The organism is Amycolatopsis minnesotensis, assembly GCF_039529815.1.
Lineage (GTDB): Bacteria > Actinomycetota > Actinomycetes > Mycobacteriales > Pseudonocardiaceae > Amycolatopsis > Amycolatopsis minnesotensis.
The window spans coordinates 149,316-165,755 of record NZ_BAAANN010000014.1 but is presented as its reverse complement, the minus strand read 5'-3'; the positions used below and the strand labels follow the sequence as shown (position 1 = coordinate 165,755).

The window sequence follows — 16,440 nt, the reverse complement described above, 5'->3', positions numbered from 1 at the left end:
AATGGCATAGGGGTGGATTGACCGGCCGCGCTTTGGTCAGTAGCTTCGCGATGCCGAGCCGACGTGGACTAGACCATTTCGGATCGGCTCGTGCTGTGGCGCGCCACTACGGCACCGCCAGACCAGAGAGGGGATCCGAAGTGCCCACCAGGCATCCGAGCACCCGTTCCAGAAGAGCACTCGCACTTTCCTGTGCCGGTTTCGCCGCGCTGTCGGGGATCGCCGTCGCGAGCCCGGCCGTCGCGGCCGACGACGCGTTCTCCGCGCAGGCGTTGCGCGGGATGACGCTGGAGCAGAAGATCGGCCAGCTCTTCGTGCCGACGGTCTACGGCAAGTCCGCCGACGAGGCCCACCCCGGCAACCGCAAGCTCTACGGCGTCGACACCCCGGCGCAGGTCGTGCGGCGCTACCAGGTCGGCGGGGTCATCTACTTCAACAACCCCGGCGCCGACACCGACAACGTCGACGATCCCGCGCAGCTCGCGCACCTGTCCAACGGCCTGCAGCGCGCGGCGCTGTCCTCCGGCTCGCACCTGCCGCTGATCCTGTCCATCGACCAGGAGGGCGGCCAGACCACCCGGATCAGCGCGCCCGCCACCGAGTACCCGAGCAACATGGCGGTCGGCGCGGGCCGCAGCACCGCCGACGCCAGGAAGCTGGCCTCGGTCAACGCACGCGAGCTGCGCGCGATGGGCGTCAACCAGAACTTCGCGCCGGTGGCCGACGTCAACTCGAACCCGCTCAACCCGGTGATCGGCTCGCGGTCGTTCTCCTCGGACCCGGCGCTGGCGAGCGGCATGGTCACCGCCGAGGTGGACGGCTACCAGAACTCGGGCAAGCGGACCGAGACGGTTTCGACCGCGGCCAAGCACTTCCCCGGCCACGGCGACGCCGCCGAGGACAGCCACACCGGGCTGCCGGTGATCAACCGGACCGAGGCGCAGTGGCGGCGGATCGACCTGCCCCCGTTCAAGGCCGCGCTCGACGCCGGGGCCGACTCGATCATGACCGCGCACATCTCGGTGCCCAGCCTCGACCCGTCCGGCAGGCCCGCGACGCTGTCGAAGCCGATCATGACCGGCCTGCTGCGCAACGAACTGCACTACGACGGCCTCGTCGTCACCGACGCGCTGCGGATGGACGCGATCCGCAAGATGTACCCCGACGCGGAGGTCCCGGTGCTCGCGCTGGAAGCGGGCGTGGACCAGATGCTGCTGCCGCCGGATCTCGGCGTGGCGATCAAGGGCGTGTCGGACGCGGTGCACAGCGGCAGGCTCACCGAAGCGCGCATCGACCAGAGCGTGGCACGCATCCTCAAGGTCAAGGTCAAGCGCGGCATCGTGGCGAAGCCGCTGGTCAACGAGCGCGAAGTGCCCTGCGTCGTCGGTACCCGCGAGCACCGCGACGCCATCGCGCGCATCAGCGCGAAGACGACCACCCTGCTGCGCAACGACGCGGGCCTGCTGCCGCTGAAGAAGCCGGGCAAGGTGCTGGTCACCGGCTGGGATCTGCCCGACTTCCCCGGCTATCCCGCCGATCCGGTCACCTCGCTGGCCAAGCAGCTTTCCGGCACCGCGCTGCCCACCGGCGCCGATCCGGCCGCGGCGAAGGTCGGCGAAGCGGTGGCCGCCGCGAAGAAGGCGGACACCGTGGTCGTGCTGACCAACGGCCTGCGCACCAGCGCGGGACAGGCGGCACTGGTGAAGGGCTTGCAGGCGACCGGGAAACCCGTCGTCGCGGTGTCCATCCAGGAGCCGTACGACCCCGGTTTCGCGGACCTGCCGACCTGGGTGGCCACCTACGACTGGCGTGACGTGAGCATGGCGACGCTGGCGAAGGTGTTGCGGGGCAAGCTTTCCCCGACCGGGAAGCTCCCCGTCGACGTGCCTTCGGGCACCGACCCCGGGAAGATCCTCTACCCGTTCGGGCACGGCCTCGGCTGGTAACCGTCCCGGAGGTGGCCTTCGGGGCGTACAACTCCCCGAAGGCCACCTTCAGCCGACGATCGCGACGCCGTCCGGGTCCAGGACGAGGTGCACCGGGTCGCCCGCGCGGAGATCGGCGCTCACCGGGGCCACCGCGTCCACGGTGTCCACTGTGGACTGCAAGGCGGGCACCCGCACCACGAGGCGGAGGTGCTCCCGCCGGTGCACCCGGCTCACCACCTCGCCCGCTACCCCGTCCGGAGCCACCCGGAGCGCGGTCGGCCGCAACCCCAGCCGGACCGCGCCGTCGCGCGCTTCCGGCACGTCCACCGGGCCCAGCGCGGACCGGGCCACGCCGTCGGCGGCCTGCGCGTCGAGAAACGTTGTGACACCGAGGAAAGCCGCGACCGTGTCGTCCGCCGGGCCGCGCCACACCGAAGGCACCGCGCCGGCTTGCCGCACCTCCCCGCGCTCCAGCACCGCGACGCGATCCGCGAGCGTGAACGCCTCCTCCTGATCGTGCGTCACGACCAGCGTGGTGATCTTGGCTCCCCGCAACAACTCCGCGAGGTCGACCGCGAGCTGTTCGCGCAGGCTCGCGTCCAAACTGGACAGCGGCTCGTCCAGGAGCAGCAACCGCGGCTTCGGCGCGAGCGCTCGCGCCAGCGCGACCCGCTGCGCCTCACCACCGGACAGCTCGGTGATGCGCCGTCCCGCGTACCCGGTGAGGCCGACGAGGTCGAGCAGCGCGCCGACCCGCCGCGCCTGCTCGTCCTTCGGCACCCGGTGCATCCGCAGCCCGAACGCGATGTTGCCGCGCACGTCCCGGTGCGGGAAGAGCTGCCCGTCCTGGAAGACCAGGCCGAACTCGCGGCGGTGCACCGGCACGCGCGCGAGGTCGTCACCGTCCCAGCGGACCGACCCGCCGGTCACCGGTTCGAGCCCGGCGATCGCCCGCAGCAGCGTGGACTTCCCCGATCCCGACGGCCCGAGCAGCGCGAGCACCTCGCCGTCGGCGATGTCGAGATCGACTTCGCGCACGGCCTCGAACGAGCCGTAGCGCACGCTCACGCCCTCCACCGACAACGCCATCAGAACTCCCCTACGGTGCCGGTGCCGAGCCGGTCGATCGCCGCTACCACGGCCACGGTGACGAGCATGAGCAGCGCGCACGCCGCGTAGGCCAGCTGGTTGTTCAGCTCACCAGGCCGGGAGATGAGCGACGAGATCGCGACCGGCAGCGTGGGCGAGGTCGGGCGCGCGAGGAAGCTCGTCGCGCCGAATTCGCCCAGCGCCACCACGTACCCGAACCCGGCCGCGGCCACCACCGCCCGCACCGTCAGCGGCACGTCGATCTCCCGCCACACCCGCGCCGGGCTCGCCCCGAGCGTCGAGGCCGCCTGCCGGAGCCGCTCGTCGACCGAGCGGAGCACCGGCAGCACCATCCTGATCACCAGCGGGATGATCACCAGCGCCTGCGCGAGCGGCACCAGCAGCGGCGAGGTCCGCAGATCGCCCGGCAGCGCGTCGAGCGTCACCAGGTAGCCGAAGCCGACCGTCACCGCGGACACCCCCAGCGGCAGCATCAGCGCGGCGTCCATCACCTCCCCCGCCCCGCGCGCGAGCCGGCCCGGCGAGCGGCGCAACGACACGAGCAGCACCGAGGCCAGCACCCCGATCACCATCGCGAGCAACGTGGCGTCCGTCGCGGTGCGCAGCGACCGGATCGCCGCGTCCCAGCCCGAGACCGCCAGCGTGCCGCTCGACCCGTGCCCGGACAGCGCGCGGTAGCCGTCGAGGCTCCAGCCGTCCGGAGTGGACACCGACTTCACGAGCAGCGCGACGATCGGCGTGAGCGTCAAGGCCACCACCCCGAGCCCGGCCGCGACGACCCACCACTCGCGCCCTTCCGGCCGCCGGGCGGTTTCGGCACGCGCGCGGAGGCGGAGCGCGGTCTCCCGGCGTCGCCGCGCCACCGCGCCCGCCACCAGCGCGGCAACGACGGCGGCGAGCTGCACGAGGGACAGCGCGGCCGCCCCGGACAGGTCGAGCAGGTCCACGGTCCGCAGGTAGATCTCGGTCTCCAGGGTCCGGAACCGCGCACCGCCGAGGATCAGCACGACGCCGAAACTGGTGGCGCAGAACAGGAACACCACCGCCGCGGCCGATCCGATCGCGGGTGCGAGCGCGGGCAGCGTCACCTCGCGGAACGCACGCGACCGCGACGCGCCGAGCGCGCGGGCCGCGGCCTCCGCGCGCGAGTCGAGGTGCGTCCACAGCCCCGCGACCGTGCGCGCGACGACCGCCACGTTGAAGAACGCGTTCGCCAGCACGATCGGCACCACGCCGCCGTCGGGCCACAGCGCGCGGAACGCCAGGCCCACCACCACGGTCGGCAGCACGAACGGGATCAGCACGAGCGTGCGGACGAGCGCGACCCCCGGCAGCCGCACCCGCGCCAGCAGGAACGCCACCGGCAGGCCCGCCAGGACGGCCAGCAGCGTCGACGCGGCGGCCTGCGCCACCGTGAACGCGGCAAGGCGCCAGGTTTCCCCGCCGGCCAGCGCCGTCGCGACGCCACCGCCGGAGAAGCCGCGCCCGACGATCGCGGCCACCGGCCACGCGAAGAGCACGGCGAGGAACCCGATCGGCAGCACGGCCAGCAGGGCCAGCCCGGTGCCGCGCCTGGTCAGGACTCGATGAGCGAGCGCCATTGGCCGATCCACCGTTCACGCCCCGCCTGCACCTGGTCACCGGGCAGCGACGCGGGCTTCGACGGGAGCGGCGCCGTCTCGGCCCATCCCGCGGGCAGGTCGACGCCCTGGCGCGCCGGGTAGACGTACATGTTCGCCGCGACCGTCGCCTGGAACTGCTGGGAGAGCAGGAAGTCGACGACCTTCTGCGCCTTCTCCGGCTGCTTCGCGTTCGTGAGCACCCCGGCGTACTCGACCTGGCGATAGCAGGTGTCGAGCAGCGCCTTCGTGCGCGGCTTGCCGTCGTTGCCGACCTCGGCGGCGGGCGAGGAGGCGTAGGAGACCACGATCGGGCGCGGGCCCTTGCCGGAGGAACCGGAGAAGTCCTGCGTGTAGGCCTCTTCCCAGCCGCTGACCGGCTTCATGCCGTTGGCCTTGAGCCGCTTCCAGTAGTCCTGCCAGCCCGTCTCGCCGTACTTCGACACCGTGGAGAGCAGGAACGCGAGGCCGGGCGAGGAGGTCGCGGGGTTCTCCAGCACGAGCAGGTCCCGGTACTTCGGGTCGGCGAGATCGTCCAGCGTCGAGGGGACCGGGAGGTTCTTCGACGCGAAGTAGCCCGTGTCGACGTTCACGCACACGTCGCCGACGTCGACCGCGGAGAGCCGGTGCTCGGGGTCGATGGCGTACCGCTGGGGGCCGCGGTCCGTCTCGGGGCTCGTGTACGTCGCGAACACGCCCTCGGCGAGCGCGCGCGAAGCGAACGTCGAGTCCACCCCGTACGCGGCGTCGGCGACCGGGCTGGCCTTCGTGAGGACCAGCTTGTTCGTCAGCGCGCCCGCGTCACCCTGCTTGATCGGCTGGATCCGGATACCGGACTGCCGCTCGAAGGCGTCGAGGACGTCCTGCGGCACCGCCCACGAATCGTGCGTGGCCAGTGTGACGACGGCGGGGCCCTTCGGCGCGCCCTGCTCGTCGCCGAGCGAACACCCCGCCAGCAGCACCCCGATCGCGCCCAGCGCAGTCGCCAGCCGCTTGACTCCCATGGGGGCCTCCTCGCTTCGACCGGCAGGAGGCTGGGTACGCCTCCCTCCACCGGCATGATCCGGATCAGGTGCGAACGGTCGCGGTGCGGTGCCCGCCTCTCAGTCCGGTCGTACCGGACTCCCGTGGCAACCGTGCAGCGTACTAGCCGGCGTAGCACCATGGAGTGCTATGGCCGACCTACTGAACAACACGCAGATTTCCGAAGCACTCGCCACGCTGAGTGACTGGCAGCGGGACGGCGATTCGCTCGTGCGGACGGCGGAGCTCGACGGCTTCCCGGCGGCGATCGCGGTGGTGAACCGCGTCGCCGAACTCGCCGAAAGCGTTGACCACCACCCGGATATCGACATCCGCTGGCGCACGCTGACGTTCCGGCTCAGCACCCATTCCGACGGCGGCATCACGGCCAAGGACGTCTCGCTCGCCCAGCAGATCGACGAGGCCATCGACAATCTGTGACCTTGGTCGCCCCGGGCAACATGATCGCGGGTCTCGCGCGTCCCTGCAGGAGGAAGGAGTTGCACATGATCAAGTTCTTTACCCGGGCGATCGCGGCACTGGCTGCGCTGGCAGTCACGCTCACCGTGGCGGTGCCCGCGAGCGCGGACACCGGCAAGGCCCCGGCGGCCACGCACGGACAGGAAGCAGCGGCCGCGTCGGGCGACGTCACGCAGGCGCTCGTAGTCGGCGGGTTCGCGTTCGTGCTGATGATCGCCGCGGCGGGCGCGGTGCTCTGGTTCACCGCGCGCAAGCGGCACCACGAACCGCGTTGAGCACTGCTTATCCGATCTCGGCGTGATTTAGGGCACACCTGTTAACAAAACCCGTGATCGAAGCGTTACCACACGCGGAACTACCCGTCACGCCCCTTGGGATCGCCATGAACAGCACCACTGCCCCAGCCCTGACCTCCGCCCAGCGCGCCTGGGTGACCTTCCTGGCCACCACGATCACGCTGCTCAGCGTCATCGTGCTCGGCATCGCGGGCTGACCACCCGCAGCGAAGCGGCTTCACGCCCCCGTGCGTGAGGCCGCTTTCTCTTTGCGCTCATACTCTTCGCGCGCCGCACGCAGCTCCTCGAGATGCTCGGCCGCCCACACCCGGCAAGCCGCGAGCCGCGGCAGCAATGTCCGCCCCGGCTCCGTCAGCTCGTACTCGACCCAGGGCGGCACCTCGTCGTACTCGGTCCGCGTCACCATCTCGTCCCGCTCCATGGACACTCGGGCGCGAACATATCCGGCTGAAGAGGCTCCCTCACCCGCCCCAAGCCACGCGCTCGCTGCCGCTTTGCCCTGAGCGCGCCAGACGCCGGAGCAGGGAGGCGTACCGCGCACGCCCGTGTTCGGACAATGCACGGATTCGCTCTTCACGGATCCGCTGAACCGAGGACTCGTCACATGTCGCCATGATCACCCAACTAAGACTTCTTCAGCGACATTCACCAGGTTCACACTTGCCGAGCAAGTCATTGCCGCGATGGCGATTCTGCCTCGACGACAACTTCCCGCGCAAACGGAATTCCCAGTGCCGATTCGCGGAGGCGTTGATGAAAATGCGCGTGTTCCACCCATCCTGGTGGCAGCCAGCCGCCGCCCACCAGCGGTGGATGCTCGGGATGCCTTACCCGCGCCCAAGAAACGAACAGGAGTTCCGCCCAGTCGGACTGAAGAACCCAGGTAACCGGGCCACTGGAGCTGTCTCCGGTGAACTGCACGGTCGCGGGCACGACCGTCGTCGCACTGGCTATGGCTTTCCAATGCCAGCGCAACCGAGCGGTACCAACTGGTCACCTCGCACCGGCAGGCGTTGAAGCGGAACTCGACCACATTCCGGCGGTCATAGGTCATGAGCGCTCGGGTTGCTGCCAGAAGCCCGGACGCGCATCGATGCTCACCCAGTACGGACACCGGCTGCCGTGATTCGACGAGCCCTACGCGTGCGGCCTTGGTCAGACGGAATTCTTACACATTGAACCTGAACTCGACTACGTCGCCGTCGGCCATGAGGTAGTCCTTGCCTTCCATGCGGACCTTGCCCGCCGAGCGGGCCGCCGTCATGGAGCCCGCTTCGATCAGGTCGTCGTACGAGACGACCTCCGCCTTGATGAAGCCGCGTTCGAAGTCGGTGTGGATGACGCCTGCGGCCTGCGGGGCGGTGGCGCCCTGCGGGATGGTCCAGGCGCGCGATTCCTTCGGGCCCGCGGTCAGGTAGGTCTGCAGGCCCAGCGTGTGGAAACCGGCGCGCGCGAGCGAGTAGAGGCCCGGTTCCTCCTGCCCGACCGATTCGAGCAGTTCGCGCACCGACTCCTCGTCGTCGAGTTCCAGCAGTTCGGCTTCGACCTTGGCGTCCAGGAACACGGCGTCGGCCGGCGCGACGAGCTTCGTGAGTTCGTCGCGGCGGGCGGCGTCGGTGAGCACGCCTTCGTCGGCGTTGAACACGTACAGGAACGGCTTCGTGGTGAGCAGGCTGTGCTCGCGAAGCAGTTCGACGTCGACCTCCTTCTGCGCCGAGAAGAGGGTGCGGCCGCTGTCGAGGATCGCCTTGGCCTTCTGCGCCGCGTCGAGCGCGGGCTTGGCTTCCTTCTTCGTACGCGCTTCCTTTTCGAGCCGCCAGACCGCCTTCTCCAGCGTCTGCAGGTCGGCGAGGATGAGCTCGGTGTTGATCGTCTCGATATCGCTCATCGGGTCGATGTGCCCGTCGACGTGCACCACGTCCGGGTCGTCGAACACGCGGATGACCTGGCAGATCGCGTTGGCCTCGCGGATGTTCGCGAGGAACTTGTTGCCGAGGCCCGCGCCCTCGGACGCGCCCTTCACGATGCCCGCGATGTCGACGAACGACACCACCGCCGGGACCGTCTTCGCCGAGCTGAACACCTCGGCGAGCTTGTCCAGCCGGGCGTCGGGCAGCGGCACGACGCCGACGTTGGGCTCGATCGTGGCGAACGGGTAGTTCGCGGCGAGCACGTCGTTGCGCGTCAGCGCGTTGAACAGGGTGGACTTGCCGACGTTGGGCAGACCGACGATGCCGAGGGTGAGACTCACGGCCGCGAAGTCTACGTGGCCGCCCCGGTGCCGACGGCGGGCGGGCACCGCAGCGCCATGGCGGATTCCCGCCAGTACCGGCCGGGTTCCGGTGGCAGTATCGAGCCCATGACCGAGCTGACCATCCCCCGTGACCAGGGCGTCTGGCGTGACACCGAACGGTGCTATCGCGCCGTCACGGCTCGCGACTCGCGCTTCGACGGGCAGTTCATCATGGCCGTCCGCACCACCGGCATCTACTGCCGCCCGTCGTGCCCCGCGGTCACCCCGAAGTCCGCGAACGTGACCTTCTACCCGACCTCGGCCGCCGCGCAGGCGGGCGGCTACCGCGCGTGCCGCCGCTGCCTGCCCGACGCGGTGCCCGGCTCCCCCGAGTGGAACGTCCGCGCCGATCTCGCCGCGCGCGCGATGCGGCTGATCTCCGACGGGGCGGTCGAACGCGAAGGCGTGCCAGGGCTCGCACGGCAGCTCGGCTATTCGGAACGCCAGCTCGGCCGGGTCCTGACCAGCGAACTCGGCGCCGGGCCGCTCGCGCTGGCGCGGGCGCATCGCGCGCACTCGGCGCGCCTGCTCATCGAGATGTCCGAGCTCCCGCTGACCGACGTGGCGTTCGCCGCCGGGTTCGCCAGCGTCCGCCAGTTCAACGACACGATCCGCGAGGTGTTCGCGACGACGCCGTCGCACCTCCGCGCGGCCGCCGCGAAGGCACGGCGGCGCGCGGGCTCCGCCGAGGCGGAGGCCGGGAACACCGGCGCGAGGCTGACGCTGCGGCTGCCGTACCGGCCGCCGTTCGACTCGGACGGCCTGCTCCGGTTCTTCGCGGCGCGTGCCGTGCCCGGCGTCGAGAACATCACCACCGAAAGCGGCCGGATCACCGGCTACGGCCGCACGCTCCGGCTCCCGCACGGCGCCGGGACGGCGTGGCTTTCGCCCGCGGACGGCCATTTCCGCTGTGCTCTGCGGCTGTCCGACGTCCGCGACCTCAGCAGCGCGGTCGCCAGGATCCGCCGCCTGCTCGATCTCGACGCGGACCCCGAAGGCGTCCGCCACGTGCTGTCCGCCGACCCGGCGCTCGCGCCCGTCGTCGAAGAGGTGCCGGGCATCAGGGCACCCGGTGCCGTCGACGGGGCGGAGCTGGTGACCAGGGCGATGCTCGGCCAGCAGATCTCGGTCGCCGCCGCCCGCACCGCGGCCGGGAAGCTCACCGCCGAACTCGGCGGCACGCTGCCGTGGCCGGGCGAGTGCACGCTGACCACGCTGTTCCCCACGCCCGAAGCGATCGCGGAGCGCGGCAGGGAGGTGCTGCGCGGGCCGCGGCGCCGGATCGACGCGATCATCACCGTCGCCGACGCGCTCGCCTCCGGGAAGGCCGATGTCCACATCGGACGCGACCCCGGCGACCTGCGCGCCGAACTGCTCGCCCTGCCCGGAATCGGGCCGTGGACGGCCGACTACGCGCTCATGCGGGTGCTCGGCAGCCCCGACATCCTGCTCTCCGGCGACCTCGTGCTCCGAAACGGAGCCGCCGCGCTGGGTATCACCGATCTCACCGAACACGCCCTGGCCTGGCGGCCGTGGCGCACCTACGCCGGCATGTACCTGTGGCACGCCGCCGACCGAGGAGCCTCCGCATGAGCATCGCGCACTGGTCCACAATGGACACCAAGATCGGCCCGTTCACGGCCGTCGTCGCCACCGACGGCGCCGTGCTCGCCTCCGGCTGGACGAAGGACGTCGACGAGCTGACCCCGCTGATCTCACCCGCGGTCGCACCGGGCGAACTGCGGGAGAGGCGTGATCTCGGGCCGGTCAGCAAGGCCGTCCGCCAGTACCACGCCGGCGTGCTCGACGCGGTCGACGGCATCGAGGTCCGCCAGCGCTCCGGCGACTTCCGCCAGCACGCCTGGGAAGTCCTGCGCACGGTGCGGGCAGGCGAACCGGTGAGCTACGCCGACTACGCCGCGCTCGCGGGCCGTCCTGCCGCGGTCCGCGCGGCGGCGACGGCCTGCGCCCGCAACGCGGCGGCGCTGTTCGTGCCGTGCCATCGCGTGGTGCGCACCGGCGGCGCCATGGGCGGCTTCCGCTGGGGCGTGGACGTCAAGCGCTGGCTACTGGCCCACGAAGCGGCGTGAACGCGTCCTTCGAGTTCTCCAGCTCCGCGGCGAGCTGATCGATCTGCGCGGCCCGGTCCGTCCTGCTCCTCGCCCTGGCCAGGCGTTCGTCCTGGTCAAGGTCACCCGATTTCGCGCGCAGCTTCTTTTCGGCCCGCTGCAGCAGAATGTCGAGGTCGACGGTGTCGTTGCGCTCGTACAGCGCGATGTTCTTGTCGTGCAGGCGTTTTGCTGTCTCGAGCTGCCTGGACACGAGGATGTCGTAGGTCGTGGTGCCGCCCATGAGCTTGCCGAGCACCGGCAGGCAGTCGACCGCGATCAGCAGCAGCCTCAGCACCCAGCCCGCGATCGAAACGACCGGGCTGTCCGCGGAAATCCGTCCCAGTGCGTCGATTTCGTCGAGGATGCCACGATCGGTGAGATCAGCCTTCTTCCCGGCGACCTTGTCCGCGATCGCCTGGCTGATCTGCTGGCCGCCGACCGCGCGCGCCTGTGCCAGCCGCCCGGTCAGGTCGACGGTCTCCTTTTCCAGCCCGACCAGATCGGCGTGCTGCTTGTCGACCTGGTTGTCGGCACGGAACTGATCGGCCTTTTCCCGATTGCGCCTGCATTCGCCGCCGACGCCGGGCACCCCGCTCAAGCCGGTGCCCGCCCTGCCCGCGCATTCGTCACGTGCCAGGTTCTCCAGCTCCGCCTGCCTGCGGTCCAGCTCGCCGATCGCGCCCCTCGCCTGGTCCCGCAACCGCACCGCCGCGTCGAACTGCGCTTCGACCGACTGCGCGCTGTCCTTGACGTTCACGCGGAACCCGCCACAGTCCGAACCGGACGGTGCCGCACCGGTGACGGGGTTGCAGCTCTTCAACTTGCCTTCGTAGCCTTCGATCTCCGATTTGCGGTGCTCCGCGATCTCGTTGTGGATCGACGGGCTGAACACCCACAGCACGAGCGGTTCCGCGATCGCCACGCCCAGCAGCACCGAAATCGCGATGCGCGGCACGAACAGCTTCGCCTTGGAGACGGTCAACGCACCGTGCGTGCTGGCGATCAACCAGCTGTCGAAGGTCATGATCAGGTAGCCCCAGAGAACGCCCACCGGAAGCAGCGCCCACCACGCCCCGCCCACCACCCCGCTCAACGCGACCAGCAGCGAAAGGCCGGCCAGCACCCCGGTGTTGAGCACGATCGCGCCCAGCCTGCTGTACCGCGGCCGCTCTTCCGGGGCCCAGTCGAGGATGTCCTCCTTGATCCCGATGATCGACCGCAGCCACCTGCCACCACCGCGGTTCGGTTCAACCGGCCGGTACAGCCCGACCGGGGCGTCGTTCGGCAGCGACGACCGGACGGGCACCGGCGAGGCGGGGCCGGCGGTGTCAGTGGACATCCTCTTCCCTCATTTCCACGTCGTCGCCGCGCTCACCCCGGGCACCGTCCGCCGGCGGCGCTATCTCGGCGACGTCGGCCCGATCCGCCTCGAACTCCGTCCCGCCGGTCACCATCGCGTTGACCACGTTCTCCAGATCGACGTTCGCCGTGTCCAGGAAACCGCGCTGGGCGAGATCGCGAATGATTTCGATCTTGGCTTCGAGCTGACGGCGCCGGTCCTGCCGATCGAGCTTGGCATCCTCCCGCCGCCAGTCGAGGCCGCGCTTCCGTTCGTCACGCTCGATTTCACGCTGTGCGCGGATGTCCTCGCGTTCCCATTCCAGGCGCCTGCGCTCGTCGGTGCGCGAGGTCTCCAGTCGCTCCTGGTCCCGCCGCAGCAACTCCTCGGCGAACTCCTTGGCGTCCAGCTTGCCGATGGAATAGGCATAGGTCAGGCTGCTCAGCGGATCGCTGCCGACCGCCCCGGCGTGCTCCCGGTACTGGTAGCGGTCGTACTGGCGCTGGTTGGCGTCCAGGTCGAACTGGTGCCGCTGGGACCTGGCCGCCATGCGCTGCTCGTACTCGGTCTCGTCGCGGTGCAGGTGGTGGCGGCCCTCCTGCAGTTTGAAGTCGATCACGTGCCGCTGTTCCTGCTCCCGTAGCGACTGCTGGAACTTCGCCAGCTCCTCCGGGGTGCGGACCTCGACGCTGGTCAGTTCCGCCGACAGCCCGAGGAACTCCGGCGGCGAAATCGTGGTGAACGCCTTCACCTGCGCGTTGAGCTTCCGCCTCGCTTCGTTGATATCGCCGAGCCGGTAGTCCAGCCCCAGCTCGAAAATGCGGTGGTGCCCCTTGAGATAGGCCCGCAGTGCCGTTTCGACCTTGCTCGGCCCCTCCCGCACCACGGCGATGGGATCGGTCACGGTGCAGACGAACGTGGCCTGCATCGTGAACGAATCGGCATCGGCGGAGGGAATGTCGAGCTGGGCCAGCACTTCGCACTCGCGGGAGACGTCGACCACACTCACGTGGTCGGCGCCGAGCACCGTCGGGGAGTTCAACGGGAGAGCCGAATTGTCCAGCACGAAATCGCCGGCGACCCGGTAGACGAGCCGCTGGTTGGCACTGCTCCGCGGAATCTCGTCCACGGTCCTGGTGCGCCTCGGCCCGAGCACCCGCCTCGGCGGCACCGGCTCGAGGGGGCACTGTTCGACGACGGGGTACGCCTGGTTCATCGGAGTTCCTTCCGTGCTGGGTTGTTGGGACTCAGCGCGGTGAGGAACGCGTTGAGCAACGCTGTCACCGCGTCGGTCGCGCGGCCGGCCACGCGGAGCAGATCGACCTGGAACAGGATGCGATCGGACTGCGTCAGTTCCGCGCCGAGCGCGGTGCCGAGCCGCGCCACGCGCTCGGTGGCGTCGGCGGCGTGCTCCGCGAGATGGGTGAGCGCCGCCCGCAACGCGACCAAGGCGCGCAGGCGGGTCGGCCGGTACCGCAGCACCACCGCCCAGAGCCTGGCGACCTCGTCGACGCGTCCGGGATGGCGCCCGAGGAATATCAGGAACGCGTGGCGGCCCTCGGGCCACTCCCGTGCGGAGAGGACGGCCAGCGTCGCCGAAACCGCCACGGAGCGCAGCACCACGTTGCCGCCCGTCCCGTCGAACCGGTTCAGCTTCGCGGTGAGCGTCCTGAGCACGACTCCGGCGTCACCGGTGCCCCTGGTCAGGGTGACGAAGAGCGTGCCGAACGCGACGGTCGCGTTTCCCTTGCCGGTGGGCCCTTCCGCGCACAGCCGCCACAACCGGCTGACGGCTTCGAGGGGGTAGCGGATGGCGAGGTCACCGCTGAGGATCAAGGCCGCCGTCCACCGCCTCGCGGCACCGCCGCCGCTCCACCATCGCGCGATCCGCAACGCCGCGGGCGCCAGCTCGTCGCGGTAGACCATCGCCGACACGACGAGAACGGCGGCCCGCTGGCCCGCCCTGCCACGCGAACCGCTCGCCCACGAATCGAGCAGGTCGTGCACCTCGCCGAAGGCGAACTCCGCGAGCGTCGCCAACCCGCCGGTCATCCGCCAGCTCCCGCGCACGACTCGTTCGTCGAGCCAGGCGCGGACCGCGTCCCAGAACCCGACCTCCATGCGGTCCCACAGCGTGCGCAGGACGTGCCGGTGGCAGGCGGGGGTGGAGAACACCAGCTCGCCCCTGGTGCCGAAGGCCGAGTTGACGGTCCGCCGCACGATCAGGCCACCGGGGCCGGTCAGGCCGTGCCGCCGTTGCGGCAGGCTCACTTCCGCGGGCACGTCGTCGGTGGGGACCGGCTCCGGCAGATGCTTGCCGAGATGCCCTTCGAGCGCGGTCAGCGTCGCTTCGAAGTCGCGCTCGCCCGCCCCCGCCGCGAAAGCGAGCGTCGTGACTTCGAGAATCGCCCGCCTGCTCGGCTTTTCGTCGAACCACGCGGTCACGGTCTTCAGCACGGTGAGGTCGAAATGCCCGACGGCCCTGTCCACCGGCTCTCCCGCCTCCAACCGCCCCGCCAGCTCGACGACGTCGCGGATCGCGGGCGAACCGGCCAGCGATTCCGCCAGCGCGCTGAGCTGAACGGTCGACGGCGGGACCGACATCCGGGCCCGCAGGACGCGCGTGAGATCGGGGCGAGCCCACGGCACGCACTGGACCGCGTCGGCGGCCGCTTCCGGCTTGTTCGCCATCGTGAGAACGAGGTACGCCCCGGAATCGGCCAGCCGGTCCCGGAGCACCTGCCAGTCGAAGTCGCCGTCGTCGACCTGTTCGGGCAGGTGGTCGATCACCGCGACGCCGAGCCCGGCGTCGTATTTGCGTTCCGCGAGCTGGTGCACGCTCACGCTGGGCGCGAGGCGGAACAGCGGCCGATCGGTCACCTCGCGCAGCAACGCGATCGCCGACGCCCGCTTGCCGATGTCCGCCGGGCCGTAGAGCACCACGACGCGGTCACGCGAAAGCGCGAGCCGCGCTTCGGCGAAAGTGCCAGGGGTGATGTACGACGAAATCGCGTCGGCCACATCGGCATCGGTGATCTTGCCGGAGTCGGTCCGCACGCGATGGGCCGAGCACTCGTTCTCGACCCCGAACAACGCCTTCTGGATGTACATGGCCGACGGGAACTCGTTCTGGACCCAGTTGACCGTTTCGGCGTCGAAGGTCGTAGCGGCAGGCTTTTCCGTGGCGGGCTCCGCCTCCGCCTGCTCGACGTCCTCCGGCATCAGCGGACCTGGTTCTGGATGCCGAACACGATGTTTTCACCGGTGACCGGCGCGTGAATGGTGTTGACCACCCGCGCCGATCGATCCGGTTCCCGGTCGTCGTCCTGGGCGCTCGACGGAGACGGGATTTCCCGCCCGCCGAGGAACACGTCGGCTTCCGGGCTGAGATCGCGATCGCCGCGCGCGATGCGCACGTGGAGCTCCCGCAACGACTGCGGCACCTTGGCGCCGTTCGCCGCGAGCCGGTCCCTGTGCCCGTGGTAGGCCGCGATCGCCTCGGCGGTGCTGCCGAGCCGGTGCAGGACGTACATGAGCAGACCGACGGTCCTGGAGTCGTCGGGGCGCTCCCGCACGAGGCGCTTGAGGAGCGGAACGCGCGCCTCGCCCCGGCCACGCCTGATGTCGGACTGGCTGATGAGCACCTCCACGGTGCGGAGGTCGTCGACGAGCGTGTGCCGGTACGCCTCGATCCGGCGACCGTCCAGTCCGGTCAACGGCACGCCGCGCCGGAGCCGGAGCGCCTCTTCCAGCAGCGGGAGCCTGTCCTCGTCCGCGGACTCCAGCGCACGTGCGATCAGCGCGCGGAACCGGTTCACGTCAACACATTCCGGGAGGACGTCCAATCGGTACCAGCCGTCCTTCGCGGCCAGTTCGAGCCCGAGGGCGTCCAGGCACTTCCGGCGAAGATCACTGACCACTTCGTACAGCGCACGCGTCGGATCCGCGGGCACGTCGTCCCACACCCATTCGACCAATTCGGTTCTGGACACCCTGCGCCCGGCAGCGGACAAAAGGGCGACAAGAAGGCGACGCTCGCGCTTGGCGCCGAGGTCCACCGGGTCGCCGTCCTTGTTCGCCGCAATAGGGCCAAGTAGGTGGAATCGCACAGATTCGGGTGGTACGGCCGCAATCTCCTTGGTCATCGTGACACCTTCCGGTTCCATGGATTGGTGGTACTTCGTTTCCGGCAGCGCCGTGCCCAGTGGGTGACCCAGTTCCACCCACCTCCGCACCCACTT

The 16,440-nt window shown here is 70.2% G+C and carries 14 protein-coding genes and 1 riboswitch; of the genes, 5 read left to right on the top strand and 9 right to left on the bottom strand.

Annotated features, from left to right (window positions below):
• Positions 1 to 140: 140 nt before the first annotated feature.
• Complete coding sequence (locus ABD256_RS19500; RefSeq protein ID WP_425546472.1) at positions 141 to 1,946, top strand: glycoside hydrolase family 3 protein; 1,806 nt, start codon at positions 141 to 143, stop codon at positions 1,944 to 1,946.
• Between the two features lie 48 nt (positions 1,947 to 1,994).
• On the opposite strand, the gene ABD256_RS19495 is transcribed toward ABD256_RS19500, so the two are convergent.
• From ABD256_RS19495 to ABD256_RS19485, 3 genes are read right to left on the bottom strand one after another with little or no spacing between them, the layout of a single operon-like run.
• Positions 1,995 to 3,017: an ABC transporter ATP-binding protein gene (locus ABD256_RS19495; protein ID WP_344420355.1), complete on the bottom strand. Its 1,023-nt coding sequence runs from the start codon at positions 3,015 to 3,017 to the stop codon at positions 1,995 to 1,997.
• The gene (locus ABD256_RS19490; RefSeq protein ID WP_344420352.1) at positions 3,017 to 4,639 is read right to left on the bottom strand and encodes an ABC transporter permease; all 1,623 of its coding nucleotides are present in this window, start codon (positions 4,637 to 4,639) and stop codon (positions 3,017 to 3,019) included. Before ABD256_RS19490 ends, ABD256_RS19495 begins: the two co-directional genes overlap by 1 nt.
• Positions 4,615 to 5,661, bottom strand: a complete 1,047-nt coding sequence (locus ABD256_RS19485) for a thiamine ABC transporter substrate-binding protein (RefSeq protein ID WP_344420349.1) — start codon at positions 5,659 to 5,661, stop codon at positions 4,615 to 4,617. The genes ABD256_RS19490 and ABD256_RS19485 overlap by 25 nt, the downstream gene beginning before the upstream one ends.
• A 24-nt stretch (positions 5,662 to 5,685) precedes the next feature.
• A riboswitch (TPP riboswitch) is annotated at positions 5,686 to 5,796 on the bottom strand.
• 34 nt (positions 5,797 to 5,830) lie between these two features.
• Here ABD256_RS19485 and ABD256_RS19480 point away from each other — a divergent pair.
• A complete protein-coding gene (locus tag ABD256_RS19480) occupies positions 5,831 to 6,121 on the top strand; it encodes a 4a-hydroxytetrahydrobiopterin dehydratase (RefSeq protein WP_344420346.1) in 291 nt (96 codons plus the stop codon).
• A gap of 65 nt (positions 6,122 to 6,186) precedes the next feature.
• Positions 6,187 to 6,435, top strand: a complete 249-nt coding sequence (locus ABD256_RS19475; protein ID WP_344420343.1) for a hypothetical protein — start codon at positions 6,187 to 6,189, stop codon at positions 6,433 to 6,435.
• A 238-nt stretch (positions 6,436 to 6,673) separates the two neighbouring features.
• Here the strand turns inward: ABD256_RS19475 and ABD256_RS19470 are convergent, their stop codons facing one another.
• Complete coding sequence (locus ABD256_RS19470; protein WP_344420340.1) at positions 6,674 to 6,877, bottom strand: winged helix-turn-helix transcriptional regulator; 204 nt, start codon at positions 6,875 to 6,877, stop codon at positions 6,674 to 6,676.
• 747 nt (positions 6,878 to 7,624) lie between these two features.
• Positions 7,625 to 8,707 carry a redox-regulated ATPase YchF gene (gene ychF / locus ABD256_RS19465; RefSeq protein ID WP_344420337.1) on the bottom strand — a complete coding sequence of 361 codons (1,083 nt, stop codon included), beginning with the start codon at positions 8,705 to 8,707 and terminating at the stop codon, positions 7,625 to 7,627.
• Between the two features lie 108 nt (positions 8,708 to 8,815).
• Here ychF and ABD256_RS19460 point away from each other — a divergent pair, with 108 nt between their 5' ends.
• Complete coding sequence (locus ABD256_RS19460) at positions 8,816 to 10,342, top strand: AlkA N-terminal domain-containing protein (protein WP_344420334.1); 1,527 nt, start codon at positions 8,816 to 8,818, stop codon at positions 10,340 to 10,342.
• Positions 10,339 to 10,839 (top strand): methylated-DNA--[protein]-cysteine S-methyltransferase, encoded by a 501-nt coding sequence (locus tag ABD256_RS19455; RefSeq protein WP_344420331.1) that lies wholly within the window; start codon positions 10,339 to 10,341, stop codon positions 10,837 to 10,839. The genes ABD256_RS19460 and ABD256_RS19455 overlap by 4 nt, the downstream gene beginning before the upstream one ends.
• On the opposite strand, the gene ABD256_RS19450 is transcribed toward ABD256_RS19455, so the two are convergent.
• Genes ABD256_RS19450 through ABD256_RS19435 form a run of 4 tightly spaced genes read right to left on the bottom strand, consistent with a single transcriptional unit; the run spans position 10,805 to position 16,344 of the window.
• Positions 10,805 to 12,199 carry a DUF4407 domain-containing protein gene (locus ABD256_RS19450; RefSeq protein ID WP_344420328.1) on the bottom strand — a complete coding sequence of 465 codons (1,395 nt, stop codon included), beginning with the start codon at positions 12,197 to 12,199 and terminating at the stop codon, positions 10,805 to 10,807. The two genes, ABD256_RS19455 and ABD256_RS19450, sit on opposite strands and share 35 nt — an antisense overlap.
• Entirely contained in the window at positions 12,189 to 13,415 is a 1,227-nt protein-coding gene (locus tag ABD256_RS19445) for a hypothetical protein (protein WP_344420325.1), read from the bottom strand. The genes ABD256_RS19450 and ABD256_RS19445 overlap by 11 nt, the downstream gene beginning before the upstream one ends.
• Positions 13,412 to 15,421, bottom strand: a complete 2,010-nt coding sequence (locus ABD256_RS19440) for a hypothetical protein (RefSeq protein WP_344420322.1) — start codon at positions 15,419 to 15,421, stop codon at positions 13,412 to 13,414. Before ABD256_RS19440 ends, ABD256_RS19445 begins: the two co-directional genes overlap by 4 nt.
• Entirely contained in the window at positions 15,421 to 16,344 is a 924-nt protein-coding gene (locus ABD256_RS19435; protein ID WP_344420319.1) for an AfsR/SARP family transcriptional regulator, read from the bottom strand. The genes ABD256_RS19440 and ABD256_RS19435 overlap by 1 nt, the downstream gene beginning before the upstream one ends.
• Positions 16,345 to 16,440 lie beyond the last annotated feature (96 nt).